At 70.2% G+C, this 14,832-nt stretch carries 16 protein-coding genes; 8 read left to right on the top strand and 8 right to left on the bottom strand.

Going from position 1 to position 14,832, the window contains the following annotated elements; translation table 11 throughout:
- Positions 1-12 precede the first annotated feature (12 nt).
- The 3 genes from Raf01_RS42690 to Raf01_RS42680 form a co-directional block, all read right to left on the bottom strand.
- Complete coding sequence (locus Raf01_RS42690) at positions 13-1,083, bottom strand: lantibiotic dehydratase C-terminal domain-containing protein (RefSeq protein WP_203923853.1); 1,071 nt, start codon at positions 1,081-1,083, stop codon at positions 13-15.
- Positions 1,049-2,470: a SagB family peptide dehydrogenase gene (locus Raf01_RS42685; protein ID WP_203923852.1), complete on the bottom strand. Its 1,422-nt coding sequence runs from the start codon at positions 2,468-2,470 to the stop codon at positions 1,049-1,051. Before Raf01_RS42685 ends, Raf01_RS42690 begins: the two co-directional genes overlap by 35 nt.
- Positions 2,471-2,575: 105 nt before the next feature.
- A complete protein-coding gene (locus tag Raf01_RS42680; RefSeq protein WP_203923851.1) occupies positions 2,576-3,043 on the bottom strand; it encodes a hypothetical protein in 468 nt (155 codons plus the stop codon).
- 136 nt (positions 3,044-3,179) lie between these two features.
- On the opposite strand from Raf01_RS42680, the gene Raf01_RS42675 reads away from it, so the two are divergent.
- Genes Raf01_RS42675 through Raf01_RS42665 form a run of 3 tightly spaced genes read left to right on the top strand, consistent with a single transcriptional unit; the run spans position 3,180 to position 5,209 of the window.
- A complete protein-coding gene (locus Raf01_RS42675) occupies positions 3,180-3,467 on the top strand; it encodes a hypothetical protein (RefSeq protein WP_203923850.1) in 288 nt (95 codons plus the stop codon).
- Between the two features lie 51 nt (positions 3,468-3,518).
- Entirely contained in the window at positions 3,519-4,916 is a 1,398-nt protein-coding gene (locus Raf01_RS42670) for a DUF4331 domain-containing protein (RefSeq protein ID WP_203923849.1), read from the top strand.
- Positions 4,917-4,921: 5 nt separating this feature from the next.
- A complete protein-coding gene (locus tag Raf01_RS42665; RefSeq protein ID WP_203923848.1) occupies positions 4,922-5,209 on the top strand; it encodes a phospholipase in 288 nt (95 codons plus the stop codon).
- Positions 5,210-5,482: 273 nt separating this feature from the next.
- On the opposite strand, the gene Raf01_RS42660 is transcribed toward Raf01_RS42665, so the two are convergent.
- Positions 5,483-5,656, bottom strand: coding sequence for a hypothetical protein (locus Raf01_RS42660; protein WP_203923847.1), 174 nt, complete (start codon positions 5,654-5,656; stop codon positions 5,483-5,485).
- 3 nt (positions 5,657-5,659) lie between these two features.
- On the opposite strand from Raf01_RS42660, the gene Raf01_RS42655 reads away from it, so the two are divergent.
- Together Raf01_RS42655 and Raf01_RS50735 are read left to right on the top strand one after the other, a co-directional pair.
- Positions 5,660-6,385: an anti-sigma factor gene (locus tag Raf01_RS42655; RefSeq protein ID WP_203923875.1), complete on the top strand. Its 726-nt coding sequence runs from the start codon at positions 5,660-5,662 to the stop codon at positions 6,383-6,385.
- A 23-nt stretch (positions 6,386-6,408) separates the two neighbouring features.
- Positions 6,409-6,540: a hypothetical protein gene (locus Raf01_RS50735; protein WP_275413181.1), complete on the top strand. Its 132-nt coding sequence runs from the start codon at positions 6,409-6,411 to the stop codon at positions 6,538-6,540.
- 27 nt (positions 6,541-6,567) lie between these two features.
- On the opposite strand, the gene Raf01_RS42650 is transcribed toward Raf01_RS50735, so the two are convergent.
- The 3 genes from Raf01_RS42650 to Raf01_RS42640 all read right to left on the bottom strand — a co-directional run bounded on the left by Raf01_RS42650 (position 6,568) and on the right by Raf01_RS42640 (position 9,631).
- Positions 6,568-7,563 carry a maleylpyruvate isomerase family mycothiol-dependent enzyme gene (locus Raf01_RS42650; RefSeq protein ID WP_203923846.1) on the bottom strand — a complete coding sequence of 332 codons (996 nt, stop codon included), beginning with the start codon at positions 7,561-7,563 and terminating at the stop codon, positions 6,568-6,570.
- Positions 7,560-8,135 (bottom strand): sigma-70 family RNA polymerase sigma factor, encoded by a 576-nt coding sequence (locus tag Raf01_RS42645; protein ID WP_203923845.1) that lies wholly within the window; start codon positions 8,133-8,135, stop codon positions 7,560-7,562. Before Raf01_RS42645 ends, Raf01_RS42650 begins: the two co-directional genes overlap by 4 nt.
- Positions 8,136-9,295: 1,160 nt before the next feature.
- A complete protein-coding gene (locus tag Raf01_RS42640; RefSeq protein WP_203923844.1) occupies positions 9,296-9,631 on the bottom strand; it encodes a hypothetical protein in 336 nt (111 codons plus the stop codon).
- Between the two features lie 191 nt (positions 9,632-9,822).
- Here Raf01_RS42640 and Raf01_RS42635 point away from each other — a divergent pair, with 191 nt between their 5' ends.
- The 3 genes from Raf01_RS42635 to Raf01_RS42625 all read left to right on the top strand — a co-directional run bounded on the left by Raf01_RS42635 (position 9,823) and on the right by Raf01_RS42625 (position 14,565).
- Positions 9,823-11,538: a DUF4331 domain-containing protein gene (locus tag Raf01_RS42635; RefSeq protein ID WP_203923843.1), complete on the top strand. Its 1,716-nt coding sequence runs from the start codon at positions 9,823-9,825 to the stop codon at positions 11,536-11,538.
- A 79-nt stretch (positions 11,539-11,617) separates the two neighbouring features.
- Positions 11,618-12,976, top strand: coding sequence for a tetratricopeptide repeat protein (locus Raf01_RS42630; RefSeq protein WP_203923842.1), 1,359 nt, complete (start codon positions 11,618-11,620; stop codon positions 12,974-12,976).
- Entirely contained in the window at positions 12,973-14,565 is a 1,593-nt protein-coding gene (locus Raf01_RS42625; RefSeq protein WP_203923841.1) for a hypothetical protein, read from the top strand. Before Raf01_RS42630 ends, Raf01_RS42625 begins: the two co-directional genes overlap by 4 nt.
- Before the next feature lie 143 nt (positions 14,566-14,708).
- On the opposite strand, the gene Raf01_RS42620 is transcribed toward Raf01_RS42625, so the two are convergent.
- Complete coding sequence (locus Raf01_RS42620; protein WP_275413182.1) at positions 14,709-14,819, bottom strand: GMC oxidoreductase; 111 nt, start codon at positions 14,817-14,819, stop codon at positions 14,709-14,711.
- Between the last annotated feature and the right edge of the window lie 13 nt (positions 14,820-14,832).

Below are 14,832 nucleotides of genomic sequence, written 5' to 3'. Positions count from 1 at the left end.
AACTTGACCGGATCAAGACGACTTCGTCGTCCAAGCCCTCTGGCCGGGAGATCTGGCGGTGAGAGCGGCACACAGCGCGTCCGCCAGGTACGACCCCTCGAAGACCGAGACGTCGAGCCGGTCGTTCGTCATGTGCAGGTAGGAGTGCAGGAGTCGTGGCAGTGCCGTGTCGACCTCGACACCATCGGTGGCCAGCATGTCCACTAGGCGCCGACGCAGCGCCCGGCAGTGTGCCAGCCAGCCCCGCGCCGACCAGGACGGTCCCGTCAGAGCGGAACCGTCACCGCCAGGGGCCAGCACAGCATCGCGGATCCCGTTTGCCCGACGCCGTAGTCGAGCGGCCATCGGCGCATAGGTCGTGCGATAAACCGAGCGAAGGTCCACGTCGACTGTTCCGTACGTCTGCACCCAGAAGTTGCGGTAGCCGTCGAGGAACCCGACCACCCGGTCCACATCGCCGAGTAGCGCGAGACACAGGATGAGCCCCAACTGCGCCGAGATGCCGAGCCGGGCCGGCTGGACCGGGCGTTTGGCTGCCAGCAGGCCCAGCACCAGGTCGCTGGAGGCCTCGAAGTGCCACTCGGCCAGCTCGATCCCGGCCGGACCACCGTACCGCGCGTACTCGGGCTCATATCCCATCCGCCGGACGCTGTTGTTGTCACGTACCGGCATCTCACCGTCCCGCCCGTACAACCGGTCCCAAGCCAGCTGGTCGTACTCTGCGAGAAACAGGCGCCGGTATGTCTGCGCCGGCAGCCGGGCCGGCGGGTCAGGCACGGGATTTTCGGCGAGGTACCCCGCCAGGTATGCCTCCGCCTCGGCCGCCACGACGTCCGGCGCCACACCCGGCGCGGGTAGCAGCCGCAGCCGCACGTGCGGCCCTTCCTGCCAGTATCGGATGAAGAAGTGCGAAGCGATCATGTGACACTCGCGCAGTGACCGCACGATCGGCGACACGCCATCGACGAGTAGCCGGTCCTGATCCCCGGCGTAGAAGACGTGCAGGCTGAGCCACTGTGGACGGTTGGACTTTGGCCTGGCGTCGCTGTCAGTAGAGTCGGTGGTCGAACTCGGCGCTGCCATCGCGTTCACCTCCGATCAGCAGGCACAGCAACGCCCGCTCGTCGGTGCCGTCGAAGCCGAGTACCTCGTCGACCACGACGTGGTCCAGGTTCAGCACGGCGCCGCAGCCGAGCCCGAGAGCGGCCGCCGCGAGGTAGACATTCTGTGCCACCGCACCCACCTCGGCGTTGAGCAGGCGATAACCGCGAGGCCCGGCGTGGTCGAGCATCGCGTCCGGCCGGCCGGACACGACAAGCACCGCAGTCGCCTGGTTGAGGTCGTAGTTGCTCAGGTTCACTCCAATGCCGGCCAGCACATCCAGCCAGCGGTCGGTGGAAACGGCAGGCTCGCTGCGATGCAACGCCTGCGTTACGGGGTCGTACCGGTAGCCGCCAACCGCCAAGCTCTCGACGTGGTTGGCCAGCACCGACAGCCTGGTCCACCCGCTGGGCTTGCCTTCGGGCGTGGTGTCGCTGCGATACCCGCTGGTACGCGTGGCCAGTCGCAGCACCGCTCCAAGCCCTTCCAGCCCCAGCGGCGGCCTGGCCACCAAGGCACCGAAACTGGACCGGCGCCGTAGCAACAGGTCGGAGACCGGGTCCATCGGCGACAGCTCCGCCGGCTCCGGCAGACAGTGGGCGGCGCCCGTGCAGAACTGGCCGGCCGGCGCCAGGTCGATGGCCGCCTGCCTTATCGTGTGCGCGGCGGGTCGCGGCCGACCGGACCACATCGTTTCCCTGTGCACCTGAGCAGTACAGGCGAAACGCAAGACGGTCCGGGACCGTTCAAACGCCGCCGTTCGGTGGTCCGGTTCGTCGTACATCGGCGGACTGAAACCGTCCGGGCCGTCCTGCCACGGCATGGGCACCACGGCCAGGACTCTCTCCTCGGCGACATCCAAATCCAGCACCTCGTTGAGGACCTGGTCGTCGAACCAGAGCAGGCGCCACATCGGCAGGTCGATGGAGGCGCCGAGGTGACCGAGCGTGCCGAGCAACGCGCCGACATCGATGGTGCCGATGTGGTACGCGAGGTTCACGTACTTGAACGCGTTGCGCCAGAAATTCAACGTTATGAGCAGAAACTGGTTTGCGGCCTGGGCTTCCGGGTGCGGCACGGCCTGCCGGACGCGGTCGGTGCGGTCGCCGACGGCAAGCCGTTCCAGGGCATGATGGCCGGGGGCGTAGTGGTACGTGCCCGCCGGCACCGCACCACCCTCGCCGGCGACCCAGTAAATCTCCAGCGGATACAGGCCGCCCCCGCTGACCGCGCCACGGCGCCAGGCCGCGACGGAGTAGTCGCCCGCCCACCAGGGCTGCACCGAGTCCAACCGCACCCGTCGTGAGAGCCGGCCGTACGACATCCGCAGCAGCCAGGCCAGCACTGACGCGTTGAACCGCCCATCCATAGGGGCCGGCGGCGCGGCGAATGGCCGTTGAACCGGCGGGGCATCTTCCGGCAGAGCGATCAGTGGAGCCATCGGGTAGGAGACGTTGCTGGCCGGCTGGTCGCTTCAGTCCGGATCGAAGTCGGCCGGTGCCGGACGGTTCCGGACCAGGCGGTGTACCGCCGCCGAATACTCCCGCACGGTGCCGGCCGGCATGTCCGCAACGATCCGCACCACAGGCTCCCCCTTCGCCGCCCGGCGCACCGGAGGCGTCCCGCCGTTGTCCGCTGGGTGGCCGTGGTAGACGGGGCAGCCACCGTCGACCTTCAGACGGGTCGCCTCCAGGGTGCGCAGCTGCTGGACAACGGCCAATCGCTTGCCCAGGGACGCGGCCGTCAGTTCTCCAAACGCGGCGAAGGCGAGCGCGCCACCGATCATCCGGGCGACCGTGGGCGTCGACGCCCCCGTCGGGTCCGCCGGCCGCGCTGGGTCGATGCCGAGCCGGACCGCCGCGCACCACCAGCAGCCCGCACGGCCGGTACCGGTGACCGGACCGAGCACCGCCCAGCCGTCGACCGGTGCGGCCGCCAACATCGGGGGACCGCCACCGGCCATTCGTTGAACTACCCAAACCAGCGCCAACCTAACAAAGGACTAATAGGCACCCGCGACCAATCCGCCTGAGCGGGGGCGACGAATACCTGTCGCACGCCACATCAAGGAGGAAACCATGGATGAATCGCCACGGGCTGAGGGTGTCTCGCGCCGCAAGGCCCTCCTGGCCGGCGCCGGCCTCGTCGCGGCCGGTGCGGCGGTCGGCGCGGGCGGCCTGGCCGCCGTGCAACACGCCGAGGAGCACTCCGAGCAGGCCGTCGCCAATCCGACGAACCCGATCATGGTGCAGTTGCTGGACGCCGGCAATGGCAGCCTTGCCGTCTTCACCGCCCAGCGCCGGGTCATCGTTCACGACCAGGACTTCGCGGCGAAGATCGTGCGGGCCGCCGCCACAGCTGCCTGAGCGCGGCCATCTCTTTCGCTCCGATTCCCCGACTTTTCGTGAGGTACCAGCATGTCTTCACACCGTGAGGCGCCCGAGATCTCGAAGGACCCGGTCGCTGACTCTACCGACGTGTACGCGTTCGTCAGCCCCGACAAGCCCGATACCGTGACGCTGATCGCGAACTATGTGCCGCTGCAGTCGCCGGCCGGCGGACCGAACTTCTACGAGTTCGGCGACGACGTGCTCTACTCCATCCACATCGACAACGACGGCGACGGCAGGGCCGAGATCAGCTACGATTTTGAGTTCACCACCGAGGTCCACAACCCCAACACGTTCCTCTACAACACCGGCCCGATCCAGGCGCTGAACTCGTCCAACTGGAACCGGCGGCAGTTCTACACCGTCACCCGTACCAGCAAAGACGGGCGGCGCCAGCAACTCGGCCAGCACCTGCCGTGCACACCGTGCAACATCGGTCCACTGTCGACGCCCAACTACGCCTCCCTCGCCTCCTCCGCCGTCCAGGACCTCGGCGGCAAGCGCAGGGTGTTCTGCGGCCAGCGCGCCGAGGGCTTCTACGTCGACCTTGGCGCCATCTTCGATCTGCTCGACCCACGTCCGTTCGCCGACGCGCACGCGCACTTCGGGCTCAGCAAGTTCCCGCAGTCGGGTTCCGGTGTCAACGCGACCAAGAACCTCAACGTGCACACCATCGCGCTGCAGGTACCGATCGGCGACCTGACGCTGGGCGGCTACGTCGGCGGCAATGTCAGCGATCCGCGCGCCACCATCGGCGTCTGGACGAGCGCCAGCCGCCAGCGGGTACGGATGCTGGACAGTGAGCGCAACAACACCTGGAGCACCGGCCCGTACCGGCAGGTCTCCCGGCTGGCGAACCCGTTGTTCAACGAGGTCATCGTGCCGATGGGGCAGAAGGACTTCTGGAACACGCAGTCCCCGGACGGTGACGCGCGGTTCGCCAAGTTCGTCGCCAACCCGGAAGTGGCCGGCCTGCTGCCCGGCCTGTTCCCCGGTGTCTTTCCCAACCTGGATGTGCTTAACAAGTCCGGCAAGGTGCGCGCCGACCTGCTGGCCATCCTGCTCACCGGCATCCCGGGCGGCCTGATCCCCGGCTTCCAGAACTACACGGGCAAGGTGCAGGCCGACCTGATGCGGCTGAACACGGCCATCCGGCCCTCGACCCACCCGAGCATCTACGGGCTGCTCGGCGGCGACCTCGCCGGGTTCCCGAACGGGCGCCGCGTCTTCGACGACGTGGTCGCGATCGAGTTGCGGGCGATCGCCGGAGCGACCTACGCCCTGGTGGACAAGACGTTCACGCCCGACGCGGCCGCCGCGCAGGTCGATGACGGGGTCACGCCGGAGGACCTGAACGTGTCCTACCTCGGCCAGTTCCCGTATCTCGGCACGCCGAGCGATGGCTTCCACACCCCGTCGGAGTGACCCCCATGGACAGTCTGGTGCTCGACATCGGCGGACAGATCGGAGCCCTGGTCATCACGACCGGACCCGACCTCGCCGAGGAGGAGATCGAGATCAGTCCGGGACTCGACCCGGCCGCGAAGCGCACCCACAACGTGGTGCATCCGCGCCGCGACCGCGACGTGGTCAGGGCGTACGCGGCGGTGTTCCCGACGGTACCGGCGGGGCCGTACACCGTCTGGCACCGGGACGGTTCGCCGTACCAGGTCGTGACCATTCACGGCGGACAAGTCACCGAACTCACGATGTCCTGACGGACCGCATCTGCCTGACAGGCCCCGGCCACCGGCGCCGCGCTTGCTCGCAATGCGGCCGAGAATACCGCCCCGGATCGGCTCAACACATGAGAACCGATCCGGGACGGTGACACCGTCAGGCGGCGGAGGTCTTTCCACCCGCGCGACGGGAGTTCCGCCCAGCGTTGAGCGTGCAGCGGACGGTATTCCGTACCCGCGGTGACCGACCTGGCGGCCACCGGGCCGGACGCCGACGCGGGTTGCGGATGGTGCAACGCGGCCCGAGCGTGATCAGGCGATGCCGTAGGCCGTGGCGGCCCGGCGGAGCATGTGCAGGCCGGCCAGGCCGGGAAGCTTGTCGACTTTCTCGTCGATCCGCCCGAGGGTGCGGCGCCCGGCGGTGTCGCCGAGGAGGAAATGCAGCAGGTGGCGAGTCTCGGCTCGGGGCATCACGGGGGTGACCACGGGATGAGCACCGACATCCACACCCTCGCCGGCGCCTACGTCCTCGACTCCGTCACCGACATCGAACGGGCCGAGTTCGACCGGCACCTCAAGACCTGCCCGGCCTGCAACCGTGAGGTCGCGGAGTTGCGGGAGACCGCCGCCCGGCTCGGCGACCTAACGGTGCCCCCTCCACCCGCCGCGCTCAGGGCCGACGTGCTCCAGCGGATCGGCCGAACCCGGCAGGTTGCGCCCGGCCACAGCGACGTCGACCGAAAACCCGGCAGGGCACGGTGGCCCCTCTGGGGTACCGCGGCAGCCGCCGCCGTCCTCATCGCGGCGGGCTCCGGCGCCGCCGGCTACGCCCTGCAAGAACACCGAGCCCACTCCGCCGAGAGCCGGGCCCGCCAAGCCAACCAAGTCTTGGCCATCCTGCACGCCCCCGACGCCCGCGTCACCGCCCAGTCCGTCCCCGTCGGAGGCCACGTCACCGTGGTTGTCTCCGAACACCTTGACCGAGGCGTCGCCCTGATCGATGGGCTGCCCTCCCCAGGCGACTGGGCCTATCAACTCTGGATCATCAACGGCGCCACACTCACCTCGGTTGGCCTCATGAACGCCACCGCGACCAGCACGACCCGAATATTCACGGGCATCCGCGACGCGGCGGCATTCGGCATCAGCAAGGAGCCACCTCACGGTTCCGCGACTCCGACTCAACCCTTGGTAGCGAGCTTCCCGCTGTCCTAGATCTGCGGTACACGGGCCGCGGCTTGGGTACCACCCAGCCCGCCCTGATGGTGTTTGGCGCCGACCAGATCGCCGGCGGCAACCCGTACGGCGGCGCCCGGTTCGGCCAGGGCGCGGGTCCGGTGGCGGCGGAACGACGGCCGGGGCCGGGGTAGTTGTCCGACCGAGCCTGGCAGGTGTGGTCAGTCCCGGGCGAGCGCGCCGATTCCGGCGAGGACGAGGTCACCGAGCTCGCGGTCGCCATCGATGGCGGCCTCCAGCTGATCGGGGCGCAGCCGGCCGACGGCGACTCGGCAAAGGCTGGCGGCGTCGGTGATGATGGTGACGTCCGGGTCGGCGGCCTGCGTCTGCGGTGAGAGGGGCACTGTGTAGGTGCCGCCGGCCGGGCCGGTGAGAACGAACCGAGCGGCGCGGCCAGGCACGGGGGTGCCCCGATATGCCATGGCCAGCGGCACGTCCGCCATCAGCTCGGTGGACAAGGTGGCCATCCGCTCCGGGTCCAGCTGCGGCGGCGTGCGGCCGACGGCCTGGCAGATGTCGATGGCGTGTGCCCACAGCTCGCCGGTGCGCATCGCCAGGAGCTGGTCGACGCTGACGGTGATGTCGTGGAACACCACCGCCCGGCTGCGGGTACCGACGGCCGCCGCCACCCGCCGGGCCTCGTCATACCACTGCCGGGCGATCTCACGCGGATTGGTGTCGGCGAGTTCGGCGATCACCGGACGGGTTGCCGCGACATGGTCGGGCAGGTCCGGGACGGAGTCGTCCGAGTCAAGCCAGCGCAGCACGAGACGCTCGACGCCGACAAGGTGGGCGATGAGATCGCGTACCCGGCCGTGCTCGGCATGCGCGGACGCGTTCCATTCGGCGTCGTTGAGCGTACCCAGCAGGTGGTTCAGGTCCTCGACGGTGCGGTCGAACGCGAGCGCCGGCTCGCACGGCTGGACAGCATCGACGGGCCGTCCGGGCGGGCGGCGGGACGCGGCACAGCTGAGGGTAGCCGAGCGCAGCTCCGGCGGCGGGTCGGTGACCGTGCCCTCGGCAAGCAGGGCGGCGACGTCAGCCAGGTCGGCCGGGAACATGCCGATGCGCAGTTCAGCGTCAGCCTGCTCGCTGGGTAGGAGGGCGTCGAGCGCGAGCAGCGCGGCGGTCTCATCGTCGGACGAAGTAGCGTTCATGAGATTGCCTCCCTCGCTTCGTCGGTGAGCAGCGTCCGCAGCCTGGCGAGCGCGGCGCGCAGGCGGGTCTTCGCCGTACCTTCCGGGATCCCGAGTGCCTTCGCGACCTGCACGTAAGTGAGGCCGTCGTAGTACGCGAGCTGCACCGCTGTCCGCTGCTCTGCTGGCAGCAGGCCCAGCAGGGCGGCCAGGTGCTTCGTGCGCCAAGTCCGCGTGGCCGCGTCGACCACCCGGGTCTCGGGTCCGTCCTCCAGCTCCGGCGCCGCCGAGGCGGTCTCCGCCCGAAAGCGCGCCTCGTGCCGCCGGACCTCGTCAACCGCCCGCCGATGCGCGAGCATCGCCAAGTAGGTGCGCAGCGACCCGCGGCTCAGATCGATCCGGTGCGGCATCTCCCACAGGTAGGTGAACACCTCCTGGGTGACGTCGCGAGCGACCTGTTCGTCCCGGGTAACCCGGCGGGCCAGCCCGTACACCAGACCGGCGTGCTGGTCATAGATAGCAGCTAGTGCACGATCGTCACCGGCGCGGATGCGCTCCAACAGCAGCGCGTCGCCGTCACTGAACACCGCCACGATGCGACGGTACGACGTTTCACCGTCATCGGCCAGTCGTGTCGGCCAGCACGGACATCGGGCCACCCAGCCCATATCGACAAACCATAACGATCCAAACTTAACGGCCCTAGTCCTTTGCTGCACGGTATCGATGAAGTCCGGCAGCGCGGTGATGATGAGCGGGTCGGTCGATGACGTGGTGTGGGCGAACAGTCGGAAGAGTAGTGGCCGTCGGCGCCAACTCGGGCGGATGGGGCAGGACAGCTGCTTGGGCCTCGGCGGAACCCCGTCCATAGGAGCGCGCCTGGGGCGTCGTAACAGGACAGGGGCTGGCCCGCCCGTTCGGCGTCGCAAGCTTCGCGCCTGCCAGCCCCGGCCCACCCGAGCCCGGCCCTGGCCGACACGTTGACAGGTGTACCAGCGAATGGCAACGTCGCCATCTGTCTTCAAGCTAGGAACCTCACATAGGAATGACCTCGTGATGCATGGACGGTTACCTATTCATCCCGAGGCGAGGCAGGACCGGCGCCCTTCTGACGGCACTGGCCACGGCCTGAGCGCTAGCAGCGGTGCCCGCCGCGGCCGAGGGCGCACGGCACCCCGTATCCCTACCTGCTCAGCCTGAAGTCGCCGACTGTCCAGAACCCATTCGTGCTCGCCGACCCGAAAGACTCGGACGTACTACCTGTACACGCAGAGCCCTGATCCCTCGGACACCGGCATCGTCGTGTACCGGGGCAAGAACCTGAAGTCGTGGTCCGCCCCGGCCACGGCCCACACCGTCCCGAGCGGCATTGACTCGACAGCGCCGTCAGATCGTGAAGGTCTCGATCCCAAACGGGCCGTAGACGCCTGGCTCGCTCGTCATCACCAGCAGACCCTGCGGCTGCAACGGGCCGACCCGTGCAACCTCGATCGCATGCGCAAACCGCCAGTCGACTCCGTCGCGATCAGCCTCGCGGTGAAACCGACGGCCGCCGGACCAAGGTTCGCAACGTCCACCCGGTGTAGCGACCCGACATGATCGGCAACCGGCGGATCATGTGCCGCAGCCCCGAGCAGACCCAGTGCCGGCACGACGAGCCGCGCATCCGTCTCCGGCGCCGTGGCGATGGCCCGCGAGACGTTCTGGTTCCTGCGAATCGCCAGGAGTGCCGTGTGGTCCAAGACGGCCGTCGTCATTTCCCGGCGACGGACCTGTCAGCAACCGACCGCCAGAACGCCCGCCCAGCATCGAGGTCATCATCGACCAACTCGACCCCGAAGCCTTCCCGCAAGACCGCAACGTTCTCCTCCATCTGAGCAGAACGCTCCGCGGCCGTAGGCTCCGCATTCGCCAGCGCACCGACAAGATCCCGGATGGTCGTTGACCGCTCCTGCGCCAGCGCTGCCAGCCTGTCACGAACCTCGAGGCGTTCGACCCGGTCCTGGTGATAGCAGTAGAGGGCACCGAGATGCTTGCGCCCGAGCTCCTCAAGGAAGAAGGGACCCTGCTGCGTTTCCTCGGTCAACACGTGACAACCATCGTCTGTCGGCGTGATTACCCACCCGTGGGTATTCGCTATCCGCGCCACTTCGGATGGCCCGTTGCCGGGAAATTCACAGCACGCAATCTGCGCCCGTGCCCGCTGCGAATCCAGGGGGCCAAGCGAAGCCCGCCCACGAGGCCGGACAGGTCCCTCGGGCCGCTCAGGGAGGATGCGAGATGACGAGAACCTCAGCGATCCGACGGCCGGTGGCCGCCGTGCTCGCCACCGCGGCCAGCGTACTGCTGGCCGCCGGACTGGTCGGGGCGACGCCCGGGCCGGCCTCGGCCTCCAGCCACCGGGAGGCGCCGCTGATTGCCGGCGACCCGGAGGTCGACAACACCGACGTGTACGCCTTCGTCAGCCCGGAACGCCCGGGCTACGTCACGTTCATCGCGAACTTCAGCCCGTTCCAGGAGCCCAACGGCGGCCCCAACTTCTACCCGTTTGCCAGCGACGCGGCGTACAACATCTACGTCGACAGCGACGGCGACGCCAAGCCGGACGCCACGTTCCGGTTCACCTTCAAAGACGTGGACAAGCGGGGTGGCAACACCTTCCTCTACACCAACGGGCCGGTCACGTCGATCGACGATGAGAACCTACTGTTCCGCCAGACCTACACGCTGCAATCGTCGTTCCACGGGGAGCCGTTCCGCACCCGCGTCGCCGACGCCCCGGTCGCGCCGTCGCGGGTCGGCAACGCGGCCATGCCCGACTACACGAAGCTGCGCGACCAGGCGACCACCACCCTCTCGGGCGGCTGGAAGATCTTCGCCGGGCAGGCAGACGACCCGTTCTTCCTCGACCTGCGGGTGTTCGACCTGCTCTACGGCGGCGACCTCAGCGAGGTCGGCCAGGACACCCTCGCCGGGTACAACGTGAACACTATCGCGTTGCAGGTGCCGTTCAAGGACGTCACGCTGAACGGCGACGTCAAGCGCAACCCGGTGATCGGGTTGTGGAGCACCGCCGACCGGGCGAAGGTGCGTATCACCGGCAGCGCGGCGCCGCTGTCGCCGGACGCCGGCCGGGTGCAGGTCTCCCGGCTGGGCAACCCGCTGGTCAACGAGGTGGTCGTGCCGGCCGGGCTCAAGGACGCGTTCAACGCGCTCTCCCCGGACAAGGACGCCTCCATCCCGCAGGTCGTCAACCGGGTCACCGACCCCGAGGTACCGCACCTTATCCAGTCCATCTACAAAATACCGGCACCGGCCACCCCCCGGAACGACCTGTTCGAGATCTTCCTGACGGGCCTGACCACCAAGGCGAACGGTCCGATCAAGGTGAACCTCAACTCGCAGCTGAACAACGCGGACGTGAAGGCCGCCACGTTCCGGCCCTCGGAGATGCTGCGGCTGAACCTCTCCACACCGGTGACCGCCAAGCCCAACCGGCTCGGTGTGCTCGGCGGCGACCTGCAGGGCTTCCCCAACGGCCGGCGGCTGACCGACGACGTGGTCGACATCGAACTACAGGCCCTGGAGGGGGCGGCGCAGACCGGCAAGCTGGTCGACGCGCTGGCCGCCGGCGACAAGGTGGACGCCAACGACCACCCGTTCGGCGACACGTTCCCGTACGTGGCGATGCCGAACACGGGCGCGGTCAACGGCGGCGGTACCGCCGGCATGAGCGGAGCCGCTGACGACGGGCACTCGGACGCGTCCGCGGCACCCGCCTCCTCGGCCGTGAACGCCGAGCCGCGGCAGTCCTCGGGCGAGTCGGTACCCGGGATGGTGATGACGGCCGGCGGCGCGGCGGGCGCGGGCGGGCTGATCGTGGGCGGCATGTGGTGGTGGCGCCGGCGGCGCGGGAGTGCCAACGCCCCGGCGGCCAGCGGTCCCGGCTTTGGCGGTCCGGACGCCGGCAGGCCGGACCCGACCCAATTTCTGTGAACCGTGCGGGGCGGGCCGAACGCGCCCGCCCCGCCACCCTGCCCCGATCCCACCCGTGTCCTTATCCCGGAGGTTCCCCATGCTCACCAAGCTCACATCGACGCCCCGCGGCCGGATGCGGCCGCGCATCGCCTCGCGGCCGATCGCGGTCGGCGGGGCGCTGGCCATCCTGCTCGCCGGAGTGACCGTCGGGCTGGGCGCGGCGGGTCGCGGCGGGCCCGCACAGTCCGCCGCCGCGCAGCCCGCCGTGGCACCGGCGACCGACCAGCTCGACGTCTCCATCGCCAAGGCGCAGCAGGAACTGCGGCGGGTACCCGGCGACTATGCCACCTGGGCCGAACTCGGCTCGGCGTACGTGGAGAACGCCCGGATCACCGCCGACCCCAGCTGGTACCCGAAGGCCGAGGGTGCGCTGCGCACCTCGCTGCGGATCCAGCCGGCCAGCGGCAACGCCACCGCACTGACCGGCATGGGCGCGCTGGCCAACGCCCGGCACGACTTCGCCGGCGCGGCCGGCTGGGCCCGGCAGGCGCTGGCCGTCGACCCGTACCAGTCCGGCGCCTACGGGGTACTCACCGACGCGCTCACCCAACTCGGCGACCCGGCCGGCGCCACCGCCGCCGTTCAGCACATGCTCGATCTGGCGCCCGGACTCTCCGCCCTGACCCGCGCCTCCTACGACCTGGAGCAGCACGGCCGCCTCGCGGACGCGCAGACCCTGATGGCGCAGGCGATGCGGGACGCCACCGACCCGTCCGACGTGGCATTCTGCCGCTTCCAGCTCGGCGAGCTGGCCTGGCAGGACGGGCGGCTGGACGACGCCGAGGCGCAGTACGCCGCCGGGCTCGCCGCCGACCCCATCTACCTGCCGCTACGCGAGGGGCAGGCAAAGATGGCCGCGGCGCGCGGGCAGACCGCGCAGGCGCTGACCGAGTACGCCCAGCTCACCCAGCGGTACCCGTCGCCCACCTACATCCTGGAGTACGCCGAACTGCTGCAGGCCGCCGGGCAGCACGCGCAGGCACGCGCCCAGCTCGCCCTCGCCGACGCCGCGCAGCAACTGTTCGCGGCCAACGGCGGCGTCGACGACCTGACCGGCAGCGCCATCGCGCTCGCCGAGGGGCACCCAGCCGACGCCGTCGCGGCAGCGCAGCGGGAGTGGCAGCGACGGCACTTCGCCGACGTCGCCGACCAACTGGCCTGGGCGCTGCACGCCGCCGGGCGCGACGCCGAGGCGCTCGGGTACGCCCGCCAGGCGGATTCGCTCGGCGCGCGCAACGCGAAGTACTCCTTCCACCTCGGCACGATCGAGCGGGCGCTCGGTGACGACGAGGCCGCCCACGCCGACCTGACCCGGGCGCTCGCCATCAACCCGGACTTCGATCCGATCGACGGCCCCGTCCTGCGCGGCACCGTCGTGCGCCGGGGTGCGTCATGACCACGCCGTCGTCTCACGGCGCGGGCCGGCCGACCACGTTCCGGGCGGCGCGGTTGGCCGCGGCGGCCCTCGGTGTGCTCGCCGGCCTGTGCGCGGGCGTGCTGCTGCCCCCGGCATCCCCCGCCGCCGCCCACCCGCTGGGCAACTTCACCGTCAACCAGCTCGACGCCATCGAACTGTACCCGGACCACGTGTCGGTCACCGCCGTCGTGGACGCCGCCGAACTGCCCACCCTGCAGGACAAGCCCACCGTGGACCGCAACGGCGATGGTACCGCCGACGACGCAGAGCGCGCGGCATATGCGCGGGCCACCTGCGCCACGCTCACCGGCGCCCTGAACGCGACCGTGAACGGCCACCGTCTGCAGTGGACAGATGGCGGCACGGCCACGTTCGCGTACACGCCCGGAGCGGCGGGACTGCCCACCAGCCGGCTGACCTGCCCGCTGCGGGCAGCCGCGACCCTCGACGCACCGTCCACCATGGAGGTGGCCAACCGGTACCGGTCCGATCGCATCGGTTGGCGAGAGATGACCGCGGTGGGGCACGGCGTCACTCTGGTGCAGCCGACGCTGCCCACGACCAGCATCAGCGACGACCTCCGCGCGTACCCGCAGGACCTGCTCAGCTCACCACTGGATGTCCGCTCTGCGCGGCTTGTGACCAGGCCCGGGCCGGACGCGGCCCCCGCGGCCGCGTCCGCCGCGCCGTCGTCGGGTTCGGCGTCGTCCGGCGTCGGCTCGCCGGCAGGATCGCCCGGCTCCCCCGTGACGCGGCCGGGCGGTGACGTCGCTTGGACGGCACGCGCCGACCTGGTGCTGCAGAACCTGGTCGGCGGCCGGCACCTCACGCCACTCGTCGGCCTGCTCGCCGTGTTGCTGGCGATCGCGCTCGGGGCCGGGCATGCCGCCCTGCCCGGGCACGGCAAGACGGTGATGGCCGTGTACCTGACCGGCGGGGCCGGCCGGATCCGGGACGCGCTCGGCGTGGCCGCCACCGTGACGCTCACCCACACCGGGGGCGTGCTCGTGCTCGGGCTGCTGCTCACCACCGTGGCGAGCCTGGCCGGCGAGACGGTGCTGGGCTGGCTGGGCGCGGTCAGCGGGGTGACGGTCGCCGCCGTCGGCGCAGGCATGCTGCGCGCCGCCCGGCTCCGGCGATCCCACCACGGCCATGACCTCCCGCACGACCACGACCACCCGCACGATCATGCGCGCCCGCGCCACCACCACGATCACGGGCATGGCCACGGGCACGGCCGGCCCAGCCGGTGGAGCATCGTCGGCATGGGCGTGGCCGGTGGCCTGGTGCCCAGCCCCTCCGCAGTGGTCGTGCTGCTCGGCGCGATCGGTTTAGGCCGCACCGGATTCGGCATCCTGCTGGTCCTCGGCTACGGGGCGGGCATGGCCGCGACGCTGACCGCGGCCGGCCTCGCACTCGTGGCGCTGCGCCGCCGCTGGCCTGGGCGGTTGCGGCTGGCCGGTACCCGCTGGGCGGCCCTGCGTGCGCTGGCACCGACCGGTACCGCGGCGCTGGTGCTGCTCGTCGGCCTGGGCCTGACCGGCCGGTCACTCCTCGGCCTGGCCTGACCGATGCAGCGCACCTTCGCATCGACACCATTGAGCAGGGCTTCGGCGTGTTGAGCACCAGCGGCGGTTGTCGACCGCGACGAGGGTGCGGTGTTCGTCACTCTCGATCCAATCGGTTCTGTTGCTGCAGCGGAACGGCGGCCTCAGGCGGCCGGCTCCCGACGGATGAGCGCCGCCGCGCGCTCGGCGATGGCCAGCACGGTGGCGTTGGTGTTCGCGGTGACGACCGTGGGCATGAACGAGGCGTCCACCATGCGCAGCCCGTCA

Source organism: Rugosimonospora africana (assembly GCF_016862975.1).
Classification (GTDB): Bacteria; Actinomycetota; Actinomycetes; order Mycobacteriales; family Micromonosporaceae; genus Rugosimonospora; species Rugosimonospora africana.
This window is presented reverse-complemented; position numbering and strand designations above follow the sequence as displayed.

Bases quoted from the DNA above. Each gene is read 5' to 3' on its own strand.
- Raf01_RS42690 (WP_203923853.1), bottom strand. From the start codon at position 1,083: ATGGCAGCGCCGAGTTCGACCACCGACTCTACTGACAGCGACGCCAGG.
- Raf01_RS42685 (WP_203923852.1), bottom strand. From the start codon at position 2,470: ATGGATGGGCGGTTCAACGCGTCAGTGCTGGCCTGGCTGCTGCGGATG.
- Raf01_RS42680 (WP_203923851.1), bottom strand. From the start codon at position 3,043: ATGTTGGCGGCCGCACCGGTCGACGGCTGGGCGGTGCTCGGTCCGGTC.
- Raf01_RS42675 (WP_203923850.1), top strand. From the start codon at position 3,180: ATGGATGAATCGCCACGGGCTGAGGGTGTCTCGCGCCGCAAGGCCCTC.
- Raf01_RS42670 (WP_203923849.1), top strand. From the start codon at position 3,519: ATGTCTTCACACCGTGAGGCGCCCGAGATCTCGAAGGACCCGGTCGCT.
- Raf01_RS42665 (WP_203923848.1), top strand. From the start codon at position 4,922: ATGGACAGTCTGGTGCTCGACATCGGCGGACAGATCGGAGCCCTGGTC.
- Raf01_RS42655 (WP_203923875.1), top strand. From the start codon at position 5,660: ATGAGCACCGACATCCACACCCTCGCCGGCGCCTACGTCCTCGACTCC.
- Raf01_RS42650 (WP_203923846.1), bottom strand. From the start codon at position 7,563: ATGAACGCTACTTCGTCCGACGATGAGACCGCCGCGCTGCTCGCGCTC.
- Raf01_RS42635 (WP_203923843.1), top strand. From the start codon at position 9,823: ATGACGAGAACCTCAGCGATCCGACGGCCGGTGGCCGCCGTGCTCGCC.
- Raf01_RS42630 (WP_203923842.1), top strand. From the start codon at position 11,618: ATGCTCACCAAGCTCACATCGACGCCCCGCGGCCGGATGCGGCCGCGC.
- Raf01_RS42625 (WP_203923841.1), top strand. From the start codon at position 12,973: ATGACCACGCCGTCGTCTCACGGCGCGGGCCGGCCGACCACGTTCCGG.
- Raf01_RS42620 (WP_275413182.1), bottom strand. From the start codon at position 14,819: ATGGTGGACGCCTCGTTCATGCCCACGGTCGTCACCGCGAACACCAAC.